This window comes from Candidatus Thorarchaeota archaeon (assembly GCA_021498125.1).
In the GTDB taxonomy this organism is placed as follows: Archaea; Asgardarchaeota; Thorarchaeia; order Thorarchaeales; family Thorarchaeaceae; genus B65-G9.
Window position 1 is genome coordinate 210699 of the sequence record JAIZWL010000002.1, and the last position, 20205, is coordinate 230903.

13 protein-coding genes are annotated in these 20205 nt (G+C 41.7%); 10 read left to right on the forward strand and 3 right to left on the reverse strand.

Features of this window, described 5'->3' with window-relative positions:
- Positions 1–76 precede the first annotated feature (76 nt).
- From K9W43_08550 to K9W43_08570, 5 genes are all read left to right on the forward strand, one after another.
- On the forward strand, positions 77–1195 hold the full coding sequence (locus K9W43_08550; protein MCF2137274.1) for a 2-oxoacid:acceptor oxidoreductase subunit alpha: 1119 nt from the start codon (positions 77–79) through the stop codon (positions 1193–1195).
- A 2566-nt stretch (positions 1196–3761) separates the two neighbouring features.
- Complete coding sequence (locus K9W43_08555; GenBank protein MCF2137275.1) at positions 3762–4127, forward strand: hypothetical protein; 366 nt, start codon at positions 3762–3764, stop codon at positions 4125–4127.
- A 292-nt stretch (positions 4128–4419) separates the two neighbouring features.
- Entirely contained in the window at positions 4420–5283 is an 864-nt protein-coding gene (locus tag K9W43_08560; protein ID MCF2137276.1) for a hypothetical protein, read from the forward strand.
- Between the two features lie 173 nt (positions 5284–5456).
- Positions 5457–7199 carry a Flp pilus assembly complex ATPase component TadA gene (gene tadA / locus K9W43_08565; protein MCF2137277.1) on the forward strand — a complete coding sequence of 581 codons (1743 nt, stop codon included), beginning with the start codon at positions 5457–5459 and terminating at the stop codon, positions 7197–7199.
- 228 nt (positions 7200–7427) lie between these two features.
- On the forward strand, positions 7428–7631 hold the full coding sequence (locus K9W43_08570; protein ID MCF2137278.1) for a hypothetical protein: 204 nt from the start codon (positions 7428–7430) through the stop codon (positions 7629–7631).
- Between the two features lie 222 nt (positions 7632–7853).
- On the opposite strand, the gene K9W43_08575 is transcribed toward K9W43_08570, so the two are convergent.
- Positions 7854–9440 (reverse strand): hypothetical protein, encoded by a 1587-nt coding sequence (locus K9W43_08575; GenBank protein ID MCF2137279.1) that lies wholly within the window; start codon positions 9438–9440, stop codon positions 7854–7856.
- Positions 9441–10316: 876 nt separating this feature from the next.
- On the opposite strand from K9W43_08575, the gene K9W43_08580 reads away from it, so the two are divergent.
- Positions 10317–14144, forward strand: a complete 3828-nt coding sequence (locus K9W43_08580) for a DUF87 domain-containing protein (GenBank protein MCF2137280.1) — start codon at positions 10317–10319, stop codon at positions 14142–14144.
- An 11-nt stretch (positions 14145–14155) separates the two neighbouring features.
- Here K9W43_08580 and K9W43_08585 read toward each other — a convergent pair whose 3' ends face one another.
- Entirely contained in the window at positions 14156–14971 is an 816-nt protein-coding gene (locus tag K9W43_08585; protein ID MCF2137281.1) for an isopentenyl phosphate kinase family protein, read from the reverse strand.
- A 117-nt stretch (positions 14972–15088) separates the two neighbouring features.
- On the opposite strand from K9W43_08585, the gene rpsJ reads away from it, so the two are divergent.
- From rpsJ to K9W43_08600, 3 genes are all read left to right on the forward strand, one after another.
- Entirely contained in the window at positions 15089–15400 is a 312-nt protein-coding gene (gene rpsJ, locus K9W43_08590; GenBank protein MCF2137282.1) for a 30S ribosomal protein S10, read from the forward strand.
- 171 nt (positions 15401–15571) lie between these two features.
- Positions 15572–17392 (forward strand): glutamine--fructose-6-phosphate transaminase (isomerizing), encoded by a 1821-nt coding sequence (gene glmS, locus K9W43_08595; GenBank protein MCF2137283.1) that lies wholly within the window; start codon positions 15572–15574, stop codon positions 17390–17392.
- A gap of 96 nt (positions 17393–17488) precedes the next feature.
- On the forward strand, positions 17489–17737 hold the full coding sequence (locus tag K9W43_08600) for a hypothetical protein (GenBank protein ID MCF2137284.1): 249 nt from the start codon (positions 17489–17491) through the stop codon (positions 17735–17737).
- Positions 17738–17758: 21 nt separating this feature from the next.
- Here K9W43_08600 and K9W43_08605 read toward each other — a convergent pair whose 3' ends face one another.
- Positions 17759–18967 carry an aminotransferase class V-fold PLP-dependent enzyme gene (locus K9W43_08605; protein ID MCF2137285.1) on the reverse strand — a complete coding sequence of 403 codons (1209 nt, stop codon included), beginning with the start codon at positions 18965–18967 and terminating at the stop codon, positions 17759–17761.
- Between the two features lie 67 nt (positions 18968–19034).
- Here K9W43_08605 and K9W43_08610 point away from each other — a divergent pair, with 67 nt between their 5' ends.
- Positions 19035–20066 carry a hypothetical protein gene (locus K9W43_08610; protein MCF2137286.1) on the forward strand — a complete coding sequence of 344 codons (1032 nt, stop codon included), beginning with the start codon at positions 19035–19037 and terminating at the stop codon, positions 20064–20066.
- Positions 20067–20205: the final 139 nt, after the last annotated feature.

Sequence of the window (20205 nt, forward strand, 5' to 3'; positions counted from 1 at the left end):
TGATAAAAGAATATCGGCACTTGGCAATATCCTAAGCCTTATCTTGAATATGGTAAGCTTCAGAATGAGTCCCATGATGCATTCAAATAAATCAATTAAAAAATTCTGGCAAGGAAACCAAGCATGTGCTGAAGGAGCCATTGCGGCAGGTTGCAGATTCTTTGCAGGATATCCGATAACTCCAGCTTCAGAGATTGCGGAGATCATGTCCCAGCGCCTACCCGGTCTAGGAGGCACCTATTTACAGATGGAGGATGAAATAGGAGCCATTGCGGCAATTATCGGTGCATCATGGGGGGGTCGCCTCTCAATGACAGCCACATCAGGACCAGGATTCAGTTTAATGCAAGAGAATATAGGGTATGCAATTATGACTGAAACACCCTGTGTAATCGTGGATGTGCAACGAACAGGTCCCAGTACAGGCCAGGCCACAAAAGGGGCGCAAGGCGACTTCATGCAAACAAGATGGGGGACTCATGGAGACCATCAAAGTATTGTACTTGCTCCAAATTCGGCGCAGGAAATGTATGATCTAACAATTTTGGCATTTAGAATCTCAGAGCGGTTAAGGCACCCGGTCATTATTCTCTCAGATGAAATTGTCGCCCATTCACGGGAGAGCGTTATAATAAACCCTGAAGCAACCCAACTAGTAAAAAGAAGGTTTGCAGCACCAGGAGACCCCGCATACGATGGATGGGATAATGGACACGCAATAATGCCACGTTTTGGAGACGGCCATGATTTATTGATTACTGGATCCACTCACAATGAACAAGGGTACCGTAAAACTTCAGACCCACAGGTTCATGACAGGCTTGTTCGGCGTCTGGAAGAAAAGATAACTGCGGCCAAAGAGATGTTGACAGATGTGATCATTACAGGTCCTGAAACAGCAGAGTGGGGTATTGTGTCCTTTGGAAGCACTTCTAGAACAGTAGAAGAAGTGATGGCAAAACACCCAAATCGGTTTCGTTCATTACGGTTAAGGACGATCTGGCCGTTCCCAGATGAAGCGGTACGCGAATTTTCCAAAACAGTGGATCGATTACTTGTGCCCGAGCTCAATTTGGGACAACTCTCAAGAGAAACTGAACGAGCAGCATCTAAATCAACAGAGGTCGTTTCATTGAATAAAGTGGGCGGCGGCCGGATGATTGAACCTGATGAGCTTGTCGGCGCATTATCTTGAGTGTGCGGATTGGTATCATTCCCCGAAATAATTGTGATGACATCCAAATTGAGTGTAGTTCTAACCCATACAAAGATAGTGAATGTATAATTAGAAGAAACATACCACACCCCATCAATTTCAAGATGTGCTACATGAAAACCAGGACTGACATCTAAATCAAATGGGATTTGCAACGTATCAGAAATATTAACCGAAACTAATGAGGTATAGTCGGTCATATCATCAATCCAGAAGCTTACATTGATTTTATCGACAGGGCCACCATAAGATTCCCTGACCTCTAGATCTAACTCAACACCTTCTGCATAAAAAGCGGACAGACTGGAGAATTCTGCTTCCAACGAGTCATAAACAGCAATCTCGAAGCTAAAGTGATCATAGGGAATTAATGACTCGTTAAGAGAGATAATATGGATTATATGAGTTCCAAGTGTAGCTGAACTGCTATACAATAATGAGAAGTAAAAAGGGGCACCAATGACAATACTCTGGGATTGATTAATCTGCCCTGTGTAATCAGCGATACGTAGAAGTGTGGAGTCACCATCAATCCAAGGGGATCCAATGGTCATATTTACATCAATTGAAGAATTACGTAGACATGACAGTGGATAAGAAAGGGAATTCAGATATAATGGAATCAATATACTGAAATTAAAGGGCTTCATCAAACTATCCTGATATTGATAGATACCTCCTTTTACAGTGAATCGAAGTGCGATTTGGGAGCCTGAAGGCATGTCGGATAAAGTCCATTCGAGCAGTGCAGCCCCCTCATTATTGGTCATATTGTTAACGAGATTTGTTCCATTAAAATATCCCAAGTCAATCCGCACTCCTGAGAGAGGATTTCCTTTAGGATCATACAATGAACAGGAGATTCCCGTGGGGACTCCCACGACTAGTTTTGAAGTATTCACCATTAAAACTGGTTTGAAATAGATAACAAGATTTGATATCGTGGAGGTGTCTTCGTAATAGACTGATGAATTAATGTCAACTGTGAGCCTACTTATGCCCCACTTGTCATATGGAAGGAAAATATAACCTGTAAACCATCCAGTTTGATTTGTGTCACCTTGGATCCAAGACGTGTAGTTATCAATCTCTAAACTAATTGAGAGATGCAAAAGTGCCACATCAGTACCTGTCAAATTGTCCAATACATGTACAGAGAGAGAACAATTTGTTCCGGACAATGGCAGTGTATCATTGATCAGTACGGCTGAAACAGGACGGGGAATCACTGTTACATTAGCCAAAAAAAATGCAGTATAGTATGAACTATGAACCGCAGTAAAATTAATTGTATACGCTCCGGGAGGGATTGGGAAAGAGATATTCCCCTTGTAACGCCCATTCCCCAAGGATGCCAGCTCTCCATTTGAGAAAGACGAATTCCAGAACATTTTGCCTCCAAGAATGGGGGTACCTGTTTTTGTCTGGTGCACAAACTCAAAGAACGCACTTTCAACAAGATGACCATCTGTGGACTGACAATGAATTAGGTCGGGATTTTGAATCGCCTGCAAAAACGACGGGGCTGGATCAACAATCAAGTCAAATGATTGTGAGAAGGGGAGAAAGTCCTCATTTCCGATTCCATATATTGTGATGTTATAGGTCGCTGGAACAAGATTATTGTCGGACCAATTGACGTTCAGGACACCCGCGAGATCAGTAGTAACATTTGACTCGTATAAGGAAATCGTCTCATTTGCAATACGAACAGAAACAGACTCGTTTGCGAGTACAATTGATGATGAATAAATACTGGTAATTTTGAACGCGAGAGAAATGTTTTGACCAACTTCAGAACGAAGCTCCGTTAACGGTGTGACTTCCAAATGCCCTCTCTTAATATCTACTACAACTGTTAAAGTGCCAGCATCAGAGTATCGTTCATCATAGAAGTCATAATTGAATTGTGTTGTAGCATGTGTACCATTAGTTCCAGGTGCAACGTCTTCGGGGATGATCACATACGATGAATAGAGCGTTCGTGGGTCTGGAGACGAATCAATGTAGTACGCATCTGAATATACAGGCCCTTGAGCGGTTGTCACGTAAAATCCAACATGACAATAACCAGGATCTTCAAAATCTGCAGTGAGATGTGCTGCCATGTGTATAGTTTCTCCGACCTCGTAGACCAATTTATCGGTTTCAAAAGAGGTCATTTCAAAGGTAGTGGCGTCAACTGGATGTATTACTACGATAAATAATAGTGCGGCGACTATAATGAGAGTAGGACCAATTAAACGCACAAATATCACCATCAATCCATATTTTTACGAGGCTCGGATGATATCGAGATCAGGGCGCCATTACGTCAGCTTAGGCAAGTAGATCTTCGACCATATTTTATCCTCATCCTTTCGATTGTGCGGAGCTATTTAATGTCCTATAGAGGCCATTTCGATAGTTGCGGGATACTCTAGTCAACATCACAATTATCACATACAAAGAAGAACCGCCAATTTGGAAAATTAGAGGCAATAACGACAGGTTTAATTCCAATTAGAGATTGGACCGCCATAACCTCGTTGGAGAGTATAGAAGATTGGTTATCAGAATTAAAGATGCAGTAATCGAGAGCATTTCGCCTACTGAAACAAAAAGACTCAAGCTCGTAAAGATATCATCAAAGACGGAGGGCGCCGAGCTATCTATAGAGTTACCTGATGCACTATGTGACATGATAAGTTCAAAAGATCGTATCAGTGTCATCATAGACGACAAACCCATCACAAAAGGTGATACTGCGCGCTTCTATGCACAAGGACGTGTATTCAAAACTAATGCTGAAAAGAAGTTTCAAGTAGTGGGTACCATTGGGGGTCTCCGCATGGTCCTCACATTAGCAAAACCCACACCTTCACAAAAACAGACTCTTGATGGACAGTCATATTATGTGGCGCTGTTGTGATCTCGTAAAACCACTAAAATGAGTAACACCAATAGTTTCAGTCAGCTCTCATTCTCTCTCAGCTAGCGTAACGTATTCGTTATAACAAACAAGGACAAGCTGAAAGGCTGTTAGATGATTACGCCCAACAAATAGTTGGGTGTGGTCATTGGTTGATCTGGTACAAGAAAATGTGGAAACGAAACCAGTCTGCCCAGAATGTCATGGGCAACTGACTACCAGTCAGGGATATATTGTATGTACATCCTGCGGTATTGTTGTGTCAAGAGAATATGTATCTTCAACATATCGAATGGGCGAAGAAACAACGGCGGATGGGCCAGATGTAGGAATGTATGTGTCATTAGGCAGTCGCTTACATATTGTCGATGGAATGGGAAGCTATATCGGATTCCATAAGGATCGATTTCTCCGCGACATACATGGCCGATTACTCCCAGGCGAGTCTCAGAAAAAATATCGACGCCTCAAGACAATGTATTCTGCAAGAACTCGAATTGGTAAAGACGAAACAGTCTATAGAGCGTTAAGAGTTCTAAACAGAGTTTCAAAATTACTTATGCTCACATCCCAAGTGCGGGATAGAACAGCTTATCTTTATAAAAAAATGGCGAGTAATCCCAGAACACAATCCTCGAACAATATTCTCCTAGTGGCTGTATGCCTGCTAATTGCAGTGCGTGAGTTTAAAGAGGGAGCCCCTATCACACTAGAAGAAATCGCCAATGTCTTTGCAAAGCTTGGGCACCGCATCAATATGCGTTCAATTGTTAGAGAGTCACTTCGACTGAAATCAATTATTGGTCACGCTCCATCAATACGGAGACCTGAAGACTATATCCCGAGAGTTGTTTCTGTATTAATGAACAATACGGAAATTGTAAAAAAGATAGTAAGTAGGGGATGGAGTGTCAATGAATATGAACAACGGCTACGCGAAGCAATTAAAAAAATAATCGATCTGGTACCAGCTTCGAAACGAGGCGGGAGGAATCCGTTCATCTTTGCTGTGTCAGCATCATATGCTGCGGATCGACTAATATCAGTTGCAGCAGGACGACGAACTGTATTGACCCAGAAGCTTGCATCTAAAGCAACCGAAGTTGCTGAATATAGTATTAGGGATCACTATGGCATGATTAAAAAATATATTTGACCTTTATTAGCGGCCAATGCAACAAGTACAAACACAATTTCACGTGGAGATTATTACCAGTAGTATGTAATGTAATATCAAGTGTCATGACTTAGACCAAATGATCAGACCGCGAGAGTGTACATATCAAAATATCTGAAGCAGGCGAAACTGTATGGAGCGTGTGTTCATACATGACCACTATAACTGAGGCAACTGCCTCATTTAAAAAACAATCATCCAGCATAATCCTTTGCCACAAACACCGATGTAGTCATTGTGAATTTTTAAGAAGTGATGACAGTTGTGAGCAGATCGCTAAAATAAATAAAGAGAGAGAACAGGCGATTCTTGTCGAACAGTCACGAGGGCTTGTCCACATTCAACAAAACGGATTCACTAATAGGCCGCCTTGGAAAGTAGATAGTACACAAAAACATGAATCTAGTTCTGACCACATACAGATAGGAAATGAACAGTGGGAAACCATCTATCTTGGGGATGGTTATGGTCAGATGCTAAATCATCTGATTCTGGTATATCCAGTTGGACCGTACATTTCCCTCTTTGCAAAAGGAAACACGGGTAATGTCATTTATCGATCAGCCCCACGGATTAGAACACCTTTAGAGTTAGAAATTATTGACAAACTTCATACGAGCACATTACAGACCAGTCAGAAGATCATTCGCCTTGATTATCTTCTTTCCCAATGGCGTCAGTCAATCCTAACACGCATCAATAACGAACTACCAGAGATAAAAAAGGAGACCAAAGCCCGAATAGCAAGTATTGTTGCATATTCCCACAGTGTGCTTGGCCCCATATTTCCACTGATGTTAGACGAACTTATTGAAGATATATACTTGGACAGACCAGGAAGCAGGATATATTTTGATCATCGATTTCTAGGGAGGTGCACATCGTCCATTGTAATTCGTCAGGAGGATGCCAATAGGATAGTCACATTGCTTCGAGCAGAGAGCAATTTTCATCTCGACAGAAGAAACCCTTCAATAAAGACGGAACTTTTTCTCGAAAATAGTCGTCTTAGATTTTCAGTCACAATACCACCTTTAAGTTATGATGGATTTCATTTGGAAATACGGAGGGCGCGTACTTCGCCGTTCACTATATTTGAACTTGTCAACAATGGAACATTATCGACTAAAGCCGCATCATTACTACTTCTGGCATTGATTGCCCGAATGAATATTACCATTGCCGGGGAACCGGGATCGGGCAAGACGACCCTGCTAAATGCTCTAGACTACTGTACACCCCGAAGTTGGAGAAAAATCTATGTTGAAGATGCCATTGAGAGCAGGATTCAAAACGAACATCATCAGATAAGGTATCGAGTGAGCCCAGTCGATGAGATGGCGGCACGCTTTTCAAAAATTGATGAGATAACAAAAAGCCTTCATAGATCCCCAGATTACTTGATTCTCGGGGAGATTCAAACTGCGGAACATAGCAAGGCACTCTTTCAAGCATTAATGTCGGGGCTACGTTCTATACAAACATGTCATAGTTCTTCAGCCTCGGCCCTTGTTTCAAGATGGCGATTCGCTCATAGTATTAAAGAACATGCCATCGCCCTTATGGATTTGATAGTCATTCTTGAACGGCCACAACCAGGAAGATCAAAACGCATTGTTAAGGAGATAGTAGAAATCCGGAGAGATGTTGAACAGGGCATACTAAAATTCAAGGGTCTCAATACTCTATATACTCATGATGCAGACGCAATTCGATCTTTGGCCGATGATGGCGCCATTTCAAGAAGGTCTCGGGAATATGGAGTAAATGACCCACGGGAATGCATTCGCGAACTATCGACTATTCTTGCACGGGACTTGACGCCCAGTATGGAAACACATTGGAAAATTGGGGAACTTCTTTGGGAAAACGGAAACCCATTTTCATTCACATAGGCAAATTACATGATAACGTTGTGGAGTATATTATTATAGTAATATTAGAATTTGTACTGAAAAGTAAAAGGAGTTTAAATTCATGGGGCCTTAACAAAGACACGATACAGATGGTATGTATTAATCTGCTGTGACTTGGAAGTCTTTGAACCAAACAAAGGTGAATTGTTGCAGATTAAGACAATATATACCACTGTACAAGTCATAGGAAATAACAGGTGAATATGATTGAATCCCAAAAAAGTGATCAATGATGAAACAGGCGGCCCACTTGTGGAGGAGAGCCTTTTACTTGGTCTAGCGGTAGTAACAGTATCTATTGTGATTGCAGTGATACTTCAGGCTACAGGATGGGCTCAGGATGTGGTAACTAGTTTGTTACAGATTCTCCAGAACAGTTGGGATGGCTTGACGAACATCGTTTCACCTTAGTGAAATCTGCTGCTTATCACATACACGGGACAAATTTGTTTAGTCCGCAAGCCTTATTTTAGGAACAATCTGAGAGAAGTCTGCTCCGGACTGCTGCATTACGGCTCCGGTAGACTTCATGGAACTACCATGAACGACCGACTGTAGTCCGGCCCAGCATAGGGGACTCTCGATCCCCTGACCCGGGTTCGAATCCCGGCCGGAGCACCATTTGTCAACCACCTAAATCATGGTTCTTCTTTTTCGGATTACAGAAACCACAACAATAGTAATGGATAAAGTAATACTTGAAATAAATGGCCCCAACCCTACACCTTGCGAGGCCAACACTTCTGTGGATTCGATACAGATATCATAGAAACCAGAAGCTGCTGCAATAGATGGGTCACCCAATATTTCGTAGAATAAACGATAGGTCCCGGATTGAAGAGGAATAGGAAGATGTAGAACAACAATTCCATCATCTTGACTTGTAGCTTCCCCATCAACAGACATCCAAGAATAATGTAAGTCAACATTGGGAAGGTTTGAGCCGTTTAAGGCGAGTATCTGTAATTGGACTTTGACTTCTTTTAATACTGGTTGAACTACGAACTCGACAAGTTCTATGGCTGTGGGGATTTTCACTCGAACCTTGTAAGTAAACAAAAAAGATGAGGGTAATTCGAAGGAGCTAGGTAAAGTAGAAATGTTTAGACAATATGTCAACTCATACAGCGGCGCATCAAATATCACCCTAACATATCCATATGGATCCGTTGAAACTTGCCGAACGTCTGACGTTGTAAGATTATAAACAAGTACTCGATTACCCCAAGGACCAGTTTCGTTTTCCACCTTAAAATAACAAGATATTTGTTGCCCGGGACGAGCATATCCTTGGATTGTGCTATTAACAAATATAATTTCTGGATGGGAATAATAGATAGTTTGGAACTCAAATGTAGAGTTGCATAAGAATTCATTATTTTTTATCGATAACGAGAGAACATGGTGGCCCGGAATTCCCCGTACAGGTATTCGAACAACATTATCACCAGATGAATCCAATCCAGTCAAAATTGAGAGATTGGAATTGGCCTCAGATAAACTCAGGGACCCTGAAGTAATAGGTCGCCCAAGTAAATCACATGTATGTATGTAAAGTGTCCCCCATGACCCTAGAACTAATGGATGGGGCACAGTGACATTGATCAATAGAGGAGTGGTGACGCTGAAGTCGAAGTCGAAAGAGGAAGCGGAGTAACGATCGCTACCCAGATACATAAAGCGAAGTGTATGCGAACCAACCGAAATATTCGAGGATAAATAAAGTTCAATGGTAAAATAACCAGTGTCATCAATAGAACACGTTTGAAGTTCAAAGCTATCAAGCAATACATGAATTGATCCACCATGAACAAGTTCTGAAGCAGTAGTAAGAGAAAGGTTCAATGAGAGGGTTTGATTGATCTCTATTGATTTGCTGTTGAAAGAGATCAAATCAAGGGAGGTGGAAATCTTCTGGAAGACAATCTGAAAATCAGATGATGCCGGGAGAATATAGGAAGAGGAGATACCAGAAAATGACACAGTCAACGTATTTTCGCCAAACTGTAGCCAAGAGGAATTACAATGAATTACAAAAACTGCTGTACCATTTTCATCAGTAGTGGCCATCTTGATTGCATTTGAGTTTGTGGTCAAAGAGATGCTCACATTGGACAGGGGATTCCCGAGGTCATCATGTAACTGAGCAGATATGTGCAACAAATCACCGGGGGCAAGGTATGAGGCACCAATAGATACATCAAGATCACTGGAGGCCATAATATCCAACCAGATCCATTGAGCGCTTGGGGCCAAGGCGAGAGACGTATTCCCCCGAAAGGTTGTATTAACTAGAGTGGGTCCCAAATAATAGTCCTGTGGGATATTCCAACGAAAAATCGCCACTCCATCAGAGTCTGTCTTATTTGACCCAAGAAGTACATTATTGGTCTCGTCAAAAAACCAAATCACTTGATCATTTAGCGGGGTACCAGAAGGAATCGTTCCTCCAAGAGATGCAACAAGAGTGATGGACCTTCCGCGTGAAACTACTACCGAGTCAGCAGCAACGACATCTAATGATGAACCAAACAGATAAATTGTCACTGCAAAGACAATGAGAATGAAAGGCCACTTCTTCATTTTAGAACAATCTCTCCACTTCGTTCTTCGAATGTGAGTTCATAATCAAATCCAGTTTCTAAAACCAGACCTTCAGCAAATTCTGTAGATTCAGTCCTTCATACAAATTTTCAGTATTTAAACTCGGATTAACTTCAAGGTGAATGTAAACAGAGTTCAATTAATTCGAGGCATTATTAAAATAACAGAGATGTCAACAGAAGAGCAACGATGAAAAGTGAGGGAGATTGCGGACAGCAACGCCAAACTTGGATATTGTCGATAGGAGCTCTGTGTGAAAAGTCAGTATTATAGTGATTATGAAACGTATGAACAATATTTTGTGTCCGAATCCAAGACTCTTCAGAACCTATGCTGACATAAACGATCTATCAGAATGGACTTTTCACACAGCTCCGTCGATAGGAGATTAAATACTTCAGACCGTATCTCACGTATGACCTTCACTATGACGGTGATGTAGTTACTGCCCACTGCCGTTGGTGGGCGGGCAATGGACATACCAGTCCAATAATGTCCAACGAACAATCAACGGTATTATTAGATGAATCCTACAAGATAGTGGTGCAGTTGGTGCGCGTATTTGCTTGGATTGGTAGTCTTCTGGTTTCAGTGATCTATTTAATTGGAGCCTATGCGCTTCCGTTACTTGGACTTGCTCAGACGCTGACAACAGGCTTCAAGATCTACGTGGAGATTCTTCTTTGTGTAATGGCCATTACAACCAGCCTTGCAATGGCAATAGATGAATTACATATGACTGGGGTGGAGATCGGATACGGCATCCATTATATTTATGTTAAAATTGAAAAACAGATTATAGGCACGCGATGCCTAGAATTATCCTCTCTAAAAGAAAGCATACCAGAAGAAATGGGGAAGCCACTCGAGTATGATACATCATTAATTATGGCAGTCCGTTCGGGAATGAACCAAAATGTAAACATTGCATACGAGGTGGGAGTAGTTGACAAACGACCCTTCGTTAGACTCTTTATATCTTGTAGTGGCGAAAATATTGAGGACATAGACAAAATACTTCATAGAGAGGCGGCCCGGACAGAAGCAATTATTCTTGCAACTCTTGAACATGTAGAGATCAAACAGTTGAAAGGACCTGAATTGATTAATGCCTTCTTTTCGTTCTCGGAAATACCAAATGTCCAATATGTAAAGGAACAACTAATTGAGAAACTGAACAATGGTTCGCTCAAAAGAGATGTCACGTTTAGACTTGATCAGGATGAGGAAAGTAAAAAATTCAAAGCTGATATATTTTGGCGATTAGAAGGAGCGCCCCGAAACACTCCCACGACAAACTCGACACAAATAGGGAAATTTCTTTCTGCGCTTCTTCAACAAGAACTCTCTGCTAGTTTAACCTGCGTGTTTACACCCGCGAATCCAAGCAGGAAGAGGAGAAGTCTTGAGGGACGATGGCAACAAATTCGCAGTAGAGAAAAAATCAAACGGGATACTCTTGCAGATCACTCAGAGAAGGAAAAATTGCTTGAAGAATATAGAACGATTCAAGATCGGAGTGGGTGGTTTAATGTTTCAACGTATATTCGTCTTAACAAAATGGATTATGACGACCCTTCGGTGATAGAAGATTGTTTGAAAGGTATTGTACATTCGATTTGGGGGGATACTGGAGAGTTCGCACTTCGACCAATCAAAAATAATGTGCCAAGTGAATTAAGAACTCTCTTAAGACGCCATATATCCCCTAAGAAGATGCACGTTTCAAAGCTTGTCGCTTATGTGAACATGCCAAGGCAAAATCTTCCGGAACTCTCTGCAACATTTACATCTGAGTTTAAGGTTCCTGCAAGAGCCCTTGTGGAAAATGAGATTTTCATTGGGTGGAGCCTCTACAAGGGGAGAAAATTAAATCCGGTGGGACTGAAACAAGAATGGATTAGGGAACACATTGCAATATTAGGAGCAACTGGTTCAGGGAAAACAACATTAGTCAAACAGATCATGACCGAGATCAGTACTAAGACAAAAATCCCATGGTGGATTTTTGATGTCAAGGGCTCTGAATATCTGGATCTGCTAGAGATAGAGAACAATGACATAGTTGTGATTCGGCCCGGCGAAAATCCAAATTTCGTAATAGATTTTCTTGACACCGGGAAGAAACATACTGATCGTAATATTGACACCACATTCGCCATTCTAAACGAATTACTAAAAGAGAGAGGCACGTCTTCAGAACTCTCTCCCGCAATGGAAAGACTGCTACTGAAAGCCTTGAGAAAGATGGTAGAAATTCCAGGCGACGGCTCAGTCAAACGTCTTGAGAAAATCATCGAAGGAATAAAGACCGATAGGCAGACAAGCCAAATGACTAAAGACGCCTTACTTAATAGAATCGAGATTCTTACGAGAAATCCATTAGGTTCGATACTGAGTGGTGGCCCCAAAGCCATCAGAATAAATCAATTCATGGATAAGCGAGTCATATTCGATTTGCGATACGTTGCAAGAACAGGAGGAATGGATGCAGCTAGAATTCTGTACAATCTTATTGCCAAAAGAATTTTCGACGCGGCAATGCAGAGAGGAATTACGCCAGGTCTTCAACATGTGGTCGTATTAGAAGAAGCGAACAATCTGGTACCAGAAAGTTATACACGAGAGAATGCAGCAGACATCACAACTGGCGAATCGATGGTCATGCTGCAAAGAGCTACAGGGCAAGGGGTCATTGTTGTATCGACAAGACCCAACATTTCGTCAAACATTTTAGCAAATACAGGAACAAAGATTGTATTTCGTTTACCGTATGATAGTGAAGTTGGTGCAAGATTCCTATCCTTAAATGAAGCTCAGGAAAAATATCTGAGATCTCTCAGAACAGGTGTTGCGTTGATCACGACACCAGTAACAGAAACTTTTGAAATTACCACTGTGAAAAGACCTGAGTCAAAAACAGCAACCATCCTACTTGAGTCCACCCCTGTTTCTACAGACCACATACAATTTGATGAGCCCAAAAAGCCACCTAGCCACCCGACAACAACAACAGCGGATGAAGAAAGCCATAGCTCATCGAGTTCTCCAAGTGAAGAGGCAAAAGAAGAGATCTATTTGGATCGAACAGCGGACACAGTTAGACGCATCATCGCTCTGATATCGTCAAAAGGATACCTCACTGAAGAACAGATGCATAATGCATTGTTGGTCATCGATCCTGAAATCTCGACTAAAGAAGAAAAAGACACAATTAGAGAACTAATTGCATTAGGAACCTTAGAAAGAGAAACGATTGGAATTGTGGAGGGTGGATTTGTTTATACTCTTCCGGGAACTGGTCATGAAACTGTGACTGAATTAGTTAAAGACTACGTAAAAGAAAAATTAATTGCGGCGAACTTTGATGCCGAAAAAATTCATGTTGAAAATAATGAGATAATAATCGATGACACTGTGATATTGGTCTCTATCGAGAGTGTCAGAGCCTCAACACTTGATGAAAGAATTGACACTTTTCGTAAATATATGAGAAAGTTCGGAAATGAATTCAGACATATGGTAGTCATACTAAGAGGGAGTGTTGCAGCAGCAAAAATAAGAGAACTTATCGCTGATGAAACAAACTTTCAGGATGTAACAGTCATTCCAGCTTTCCCCAACTCTATCGAGAAGATGATTTTAGAGTTAAAGAAATTTGAAACCCACAAAAAAGAAACAGAAGAGATTCCTACACCAAGAAGGACCTCCCATATTCAGGATGCAAGTGACGGCACCACGTATTCGTCGTCAATACGTGTCTGGATTGGACTTATTGAGGGCTATATCGAGATAAATGACGGAAATATTCTATGGGAGGACCTAATTCAGTTCATGGAGACCACTGTCTCGCAATCACACAAACGCCATTCTGTACCAATGCAGAAAGAGGACGGGCAAAGAGCACTTTCAGAAATGCTAATTGATGAAAAAATATTCGCCTTTAGAGTGACACCAAATATGAGGTTTGTTTCGTTAAATGAAGGGTTGTGGATAGTCTCTCCCGAAAAATTACATTTGCTAAAATCCAGGGCACTTGATGCTCTGGAGAGTGAGCTTGTAAAACGTCACGGCAGTGCCAATCGGAGCCATTCACCACTTGATATTTGTGCTGGGGGTGTGTCCTATCTCGTATTTCCGACAAAGAAGATATTGGATAAAGTGACAAGTCAAAAGAATGAATACGTTTGTCAAGTATGCCATTCGAAGAAATTGATCTGCATTTTGCCGGCAATCGAATATATAGATGAATTTGAAGAGAAACCAGAATTCATGCAGATAACATCCTTAGACAATGGTGTGATAAGTGTAATCAGATAATTTGGAGGTCGTTAATTTAGCCACGAGGGAAGAAATCGTGTACAGATCGTTTGTGTTCCATGCAATAGTTGCTCAAGACGACCCGGCACTAAAAGGTTGAAGATGATAATCTCGACCCCGCGATTCATTAGTGATGCGAGTTCGGAGATCTTTTTGGTCATGCCACCTGTGACATCTACAGCCGTTGAAGGTCCGGATTGTAGTATAACTTGGTCGACATTAGATGAATCAATTTGAGAAATGAGTTGCGCAGTAGGTACGGACTTTGGATCCGAGTCGAAAATCCCATCGACATCAGTCCCGACCAATACTTTAGTAACACCGAGTTCTTTAGATAACCAAGATACTAGGGTGTCACCACTTAAGATCAGTGCACCTTGTTCTATATCGAAACAGACATCACCATGTGTAATTACGACAAAACCTGATTTTAGACTACGAGTTATACTCTCAGTATAGTATTGATCAATCAATCCGTTACGAAGTACGGTCGTACAAAACGGAGGAATAACAACAGTAGGAATACCAGCTCTTGCAAGGGCAGTTTCCATTTCCTGTGAGAGTAGAGTCATATTATGACGAATGAGGGGGATTCCGGCAATTCTACGATTCATCCCCGAGGAAGGGTTTCCAAATCCAAATTCGTGCGCGGCCTGATGACCATGTGCACCACCACCTAAAATCAGAACAAGCGGATTATGATAGGTCTTAAGTTCGTGTGCAATCCTATCGATAACTTCATGATTTACCATAGGAGGGCTTCGGGATTTGTATGTGATCACAGAACCGCCCAATTTTACAATTAGTGGAGTGAGTTTTTTGGACATACTACACAAGTTAGATAAACACGCTTATGATGGTTCTGCTAAATGGTGATGTCACAAGGTTTTTATCGTGATACATCGGTGAAGCGAAAAGACCCTCTATGGAAGTGTGAAATCCGCATGACACAAAAGGCAAGGATACGACTCTCTAGCACTAATACAGAACACCTAGACAGTGTTTGTAATCAGATTCGAAGGATAACACGAAAGACTGGTGTTCGAATGGCAGGACCCATTCCACTTCCAACTAGGCGGATGGTCATTCCAACTCGAAAAACACCCTGTGGCCAAGGAACTGAGTCGTGGGATAAGTGGGAGATGCGGATTCATAAAAGACTCATTGATATTGATGCGGATGAACGTGCAATGCGACAAATTATGAGGGTTCGCATTCCTGACTCGGTCTATATCGAAATAGAACTGACTAGTTAGGCCCCCTTTATGCGGCGTTGGCCAGCACACAGAAACAACGTGCATTCAAAAGGAGCCATTCAAATTATTGGCCAATTGCAAGCCGCATGTACAAATATATATTATTGTCGAACACAAATTCCTTTTACGACTTAGACCAATATATCATGGTAACAGTTAGAGGACAATAAGATGTGTGGAATAATAGGCGTTATACAAAAACGAGGCGAAGTGGCTCCTTTTTTGCACCAAGCACTAAAGAGACTCGAATACCGTGGCTACGACTCCGTGGGAATTACTACTATCTCGGATAATAGACTTCACACAAAAAAAGACAAGGGGAAAATCGACGAGGTGCATCGAAAGCTTGATCTGGATGATCTTCCCGGGTCGATAGGCATTGGCCACACTCGATGGGCAACTCATGGGATTCCCTCCATGTACAATTCACATCCACACTTCGATTGTTCAAATACGATTGCGGTCATTCATAATGGAGTTATTGATAATTTTATTGAACTAAGAGAGGAGCTCTCTAAAAGGGGGCACAAGTTTGAATCAGAAACAGATACCGAAGTGATACCCCATCTAATAGAGGAGTTTATGGAGCAAGGCACCAGTTTCGTGGATGCAGTACGTGCAGTGACTAAACGGATCAAAGGAACCTATGCGATTGTAGCAATGACAACACAGGACCCCCAAAAAATAGTTTGCACTCGTGATGGGAATCCCTTGGTAATTGGGAAAAAAGAAGGGGCATCATTTGTTGCATCAGATATACCTGCATTTCTGCCAATGACAAACGATATGATTCTCCTTCTTGATGGGGAACTGGCAATTCTTACTCCAGAGGGAATTAGAATAGAACGGCTAGATGGAACTCTTGTTAATCGAGATACAATCAAGATCAGTTGGACTGCTGATCAAGCTCAGAAGAGTGGGTACCCCCATTTTATGTTAAAAGAAATTCATGAACAGCCGGAGGCCATTCGGAGTACATTGCACATTCGAGATGAAATCATCGACCAAGCCGCCAGGATCATCGCAAAATCCCATCGTGTCATCATGACGGCAATGGGAACTTCAGGGCACTCCGCTCTTGCGGGGCGACATATGTTTGCGTCATTAGCAGGAGTCTTGCCAAATTTTGAGTTGGCTAGCGACCTTCCCGACACGCTCAAGGACATTTTATCACCCAATGACTGCGTGATTGCGATTACACAGTCAGGAGAGACAAGTGACACCATTTTTGCTGTCAAATTTGCCAAAAAATTCGGGGCCAAAATAATTGCAATTACAAATGTTATTGGGAGCTCAATTACTCGATTAGCTGATCATTCCATAATTACACAGGCAGGGCCAGAAATAGGTGTGGCCGCAACTAAAACATTCATGGTACAACTGACCGCTCTGGCAATGCTTGCAATAGCCACGGGACAGTTAACAAAGACCCGATCACAAGAAGTTCTTGAAACAAAGAAACACGCATTAGAGAACATTCCTGCAATCGTTGCAGAAACGATCACACGAAATGAGGAACGAGCCCGCAGGATAGCTGAAAAGTATCATAATGCCCCGAATCTTTTATTCCTCGGAAGAGGCATATCCATAGCAACCGCTTTTGAGGGCGCATTAAAATTAAAAGAGATCTCGTATAATCATGCCGAAGGATATTCTGCTGGCGAGTCAAAACATGGACCTATAGCACTGATAGAGGATGGGTTCCCAGTTGTCTTCATTGCACCTAATGATGATACTCGTGATAGATTAGTTGGGAATATTATGGAGATGAAAGCTCGTGGCGCGTCCATTATTACGGTAATTGAGCAGGGCGACATAGACTTGGAAAAAATCTCTGATGATCATTTTGGAATCGAAAAGGGAGTAGAACCAGAATTTTCTACAATGGTCTATGTAGTACCTCTGCAACTCTTGAGTTATTATATGGCCACAAAACGAGGATTCGATCCCGATAAACCTAGACATCTTGCCAAGTCGGTGACGGTCCTCTAATTGGTCAAGAACAGTCGTTGTTCATGAACTTGACCTTCCGTATCTAGGCATGTGGTGTTTAAATTACAACTGTAGGTATTACTAATCGTGAAAAATATGAATGTAATTCACTTGCTCAGTCCGCTCTCAAATTTTGCAAACCTGATCGCGGGGTATTTGGCGGAGATTTGGGAATTTCTCATATTCATCGGTCGCATATCGGGGCTACTCATAATCCTCGTAGGTGCAATCATGTGGTTGACATCTGTAAACGTATCCAAGGGTAAGGGAATGATTCTCAGTGGAATTATCCTCTCTATCGTTATTCAGTATTTTGTCATGTATCCACCAACATTGATTGGTTGAGATTTTGATCACTAAAATCGTTCACAGCATACCCACAATAGATTCCAAGATCTCAAGTAGACGATTAATATCATCTAATGTATTGTATACATGCAACGAAACCTGAACTATACCATCAGGAGAGAGTGATTGAATAAGTGGATGTGCACACAAGAGACCGCTTCTAACAGCTATATCTGATTGGTCAAGAAATAAGGCCACATCATGACAGTTTAAGGGGTCTTCGGTGCCCACATTGAAACCAACAACACTCTGCCCGGGTTGAAAAGTGCCATATGTGATAATTCCATCCATATGAGTGAAACCAGCCCACAATTTCGATGAGAGTGCTTCAATATGGTGATGGACTTTCTCAAGACCAATTGACTCTAGATAGGTCAAGGCGGAATTAAGGCCTACAATGGCGGGAACATTTAGGGTGCCCGATTCAAATTTGTCAGGAGGAAGAGCTAACTCGTATGAAGTCATTGTTACGTTCGAAGCCGAATTATTACCGACTATACCAGGAGCAAAAGAGCTTCCTAAGGAAGAATCAATCCATTGAACAGTAAGACCAGGAGGCGCAAGAAAAGCTACATTCGCAGAAAAGAATACGATGTCGGCACCAATGTCTTTAGGAACAACTGCGGATGTCCCGATTCCTCGAGTGGCGTCAGAGAGCACCAATACACCAGATTCATGAGCTTTCTGCGAGACTTCTAAAACGGGATTTTTTGAACCAATTCCGACAGGGTTTGTATTAGCAATAACTATGCCAACGTTTGAATTAAGAGATTCCAACATCTTATCAAGATCCAGTAAACCAAAATCATCAGTAGGTATTACCTGGACATTTAGACCAAGAATCTTTGCAGCATGCATTGCAGGCAAGAGCGTGTCGTGCTCTTCTGTTGCACTAACAACAATAGTATTCCTGTTATTACCTTTCCAATCATAACCAAAGATAATTGAGGATACTGCATCCGCAGTAGTTCCATGAAACGAAATTTGAGAGGGCACACTGTCAAAAATCTGTGCAAGATGCGTCCGGGCCGCTTCAACTAGTTCAGCACCCTTGACAGCAAGAGAATGCGCTCCACGGCGGCTCGATACAACGATGTTATCTAAAAAGGAAGAAACATCTTGCACAACAGTTTGTGGAATCAGGCCAGTACTTGCAGTATCAAGATAGATAAGATTAGGATGAGTTCTGAAAATATTAAAATCTTTTTTGACATCGAGTCCTGACATCGTTATGACCAAATCTGGAACAAATGCGGGAGTTTAAATGTAATTTGATTGTGATAGCCAATCTAGTATGGAATATCGTGAAGGCCAGTTCATTCAGACAATTGACGATCTCATTTTTGAGGTAAAAGGCATTATACATCCAAAGGATAGAATAATTGCATACCTAAGATATATACCGGATAGTCAAGGCACACGAACTCTTTCGGGTAATACCACATATTCAAAAATCTACGATCTATCTCAGCGCGAACAATTCCTGAAGGAGCACCATCCAGAATATCTATTCAACGATACAATCAATGGGAGAATCATGCAATCCGTTCCGAAAAGCAGAATAAAACAGATTCTGGATCCGGTAGAGTATTTGCAGAAACTGCGTAATACTGGTAATACAGAATCCGAGATTGAAGAGCTCGCCCTCGAGTTTGCGAAAAAACTAGTAGACACTTCAGGCATAAGTTGGGACCATATCGGGATCACGGGCTCAACTCTTGCAAGGCTAACTTTACCAACATCAGACATTGACCTCGTCATCTACGGACAATCTTCAGTTCAACAAGTGCACAATACAATTCTCAAGAGGAGGAGCCCCATTGGGATCCAGCCATATCAAGGACAGAGACTACGAACACATGTTAAAATCAGATGGGGCGAACGAACAAGGGAGATCACTGAGGCCTTATTAAAAATAGAATCACTCAAACTATTCCAAGGAACCTACAAAGGCAAGGACTTTTTCATTCGGGGAGTCATCCAACCATCTGAAACTACAGAGAAATATGGAGATATTTTGACCGAACGTGATACCCGTATTCGTACAACAGGTCGAATTATCGGAGACATCTATTCGTTATTTACTCCATGCAAGTATCAGGTTGTATGCAGCGAATTAGATTCCATTAAGGATATCATTAGTTTCAGAGGAAGGTTCACAGAACATGCAAAGGTAGGGGATGATGTACTCATTGTAGGGACTATTGAACATGTGAAAAATACAGCCGGGGAAAAATTGTATGATCGAATAATCATGGGGGAGGACTCTCGGGATCTCTTGCTGCCATTAAAATTCTTGTCTAAAAACAGTTTCAATGCTTTCTGAAATGCAGGCAAACCAAATTCATTACGAGGCGGAAAATAAAATTATACCGCATTGATTGAATTCCACCTTGTATGATTCACTGAATACACATCATTCGCAGTCAGCACAAGTGAATGGCGCCAATATTGTGAATACAAAT

What these genes read in the sequence shown, in the direction of transcription:
- K9W43_08600 (MCF2137284.1), top strand. Translation starts at nt 17,489, where the DNA reads ATGAATGTAATTCACTTGCTCAGTCCGCTCTCAAATTTTGCAAACCTG.
- rpsJ (MCF2137282.1), top strand. Translation starts at nt 15,089, where the DNA reads ATGACACAAAAGGCAAGGATACGACTCTCTAGCACTAATACAGAACAC.
- K9W43_08610 (MCF2137286.1), top strand. Translation starts at nt 19,035, where the DNA reads ATGGAATATCGTGAAGGCCAGTTCATTCAGACAATTGACGATCTCATT.
- K9W43_08560 (MCF2137276.1), top strand. Translation starts at nt 4,420, where the DNA reads ATGGGCGAAGAAACAACGGCGGATGGGCCAGATGTAGGAATGTATGTG.
- K9W43_08605 (MCF2137285.1), bottom strand. Translation starts at nt 18,967, where the DNA reads ATGTCAGGACTCGATGTCAAAAAAGATTTTAATATTTTCAGAACTCAT.
- glmS (MCF2137283.1), top strand. Translation starts at nt 15,572, where the DNA reads ATGTGTGGAATAATAGGCGTTATACAAAAACGAGGCGAAGTGGCTCCT.
- tadA (MCF2137277.1), top strand. Translation starts at nt 5,457, where the DNA reads ATGACCACTATAACTGAGGCAACTGCCTCATTTAAAAAACAATCATCC.
- K9W43_08580 (MCF2137280.1), top strand. Translation starts at nt 10,317, where the DNA reads ATGTCCAACGAACAATCAACGGTATTATTAGATGAATCCTACAAGATA.
- K9W43_08585 (MCF2137281.1), bottom strand. Translation starts at nt 14,971, where the DNA reads ATGTCCAAAAAACTCACTCCACTAATTGTAAAATTGGGCGGTTCTGTG.
- K9W43_08575 (MCF2137279.1), bottom strand. Translation starts at nt 9,440, where the DNA reads ATGGCCTCCAGTGATCTTGATGTATCTATTGGTGCCTCATACCTTGCC.
- K9W43_08550 (MCF2137274.1), top strand. Translation starts at nt 77, where the DNA reads ATGCATTCAAATAAATCAATTAAAAAATTCTGGCAAGGAAACCAAGCA.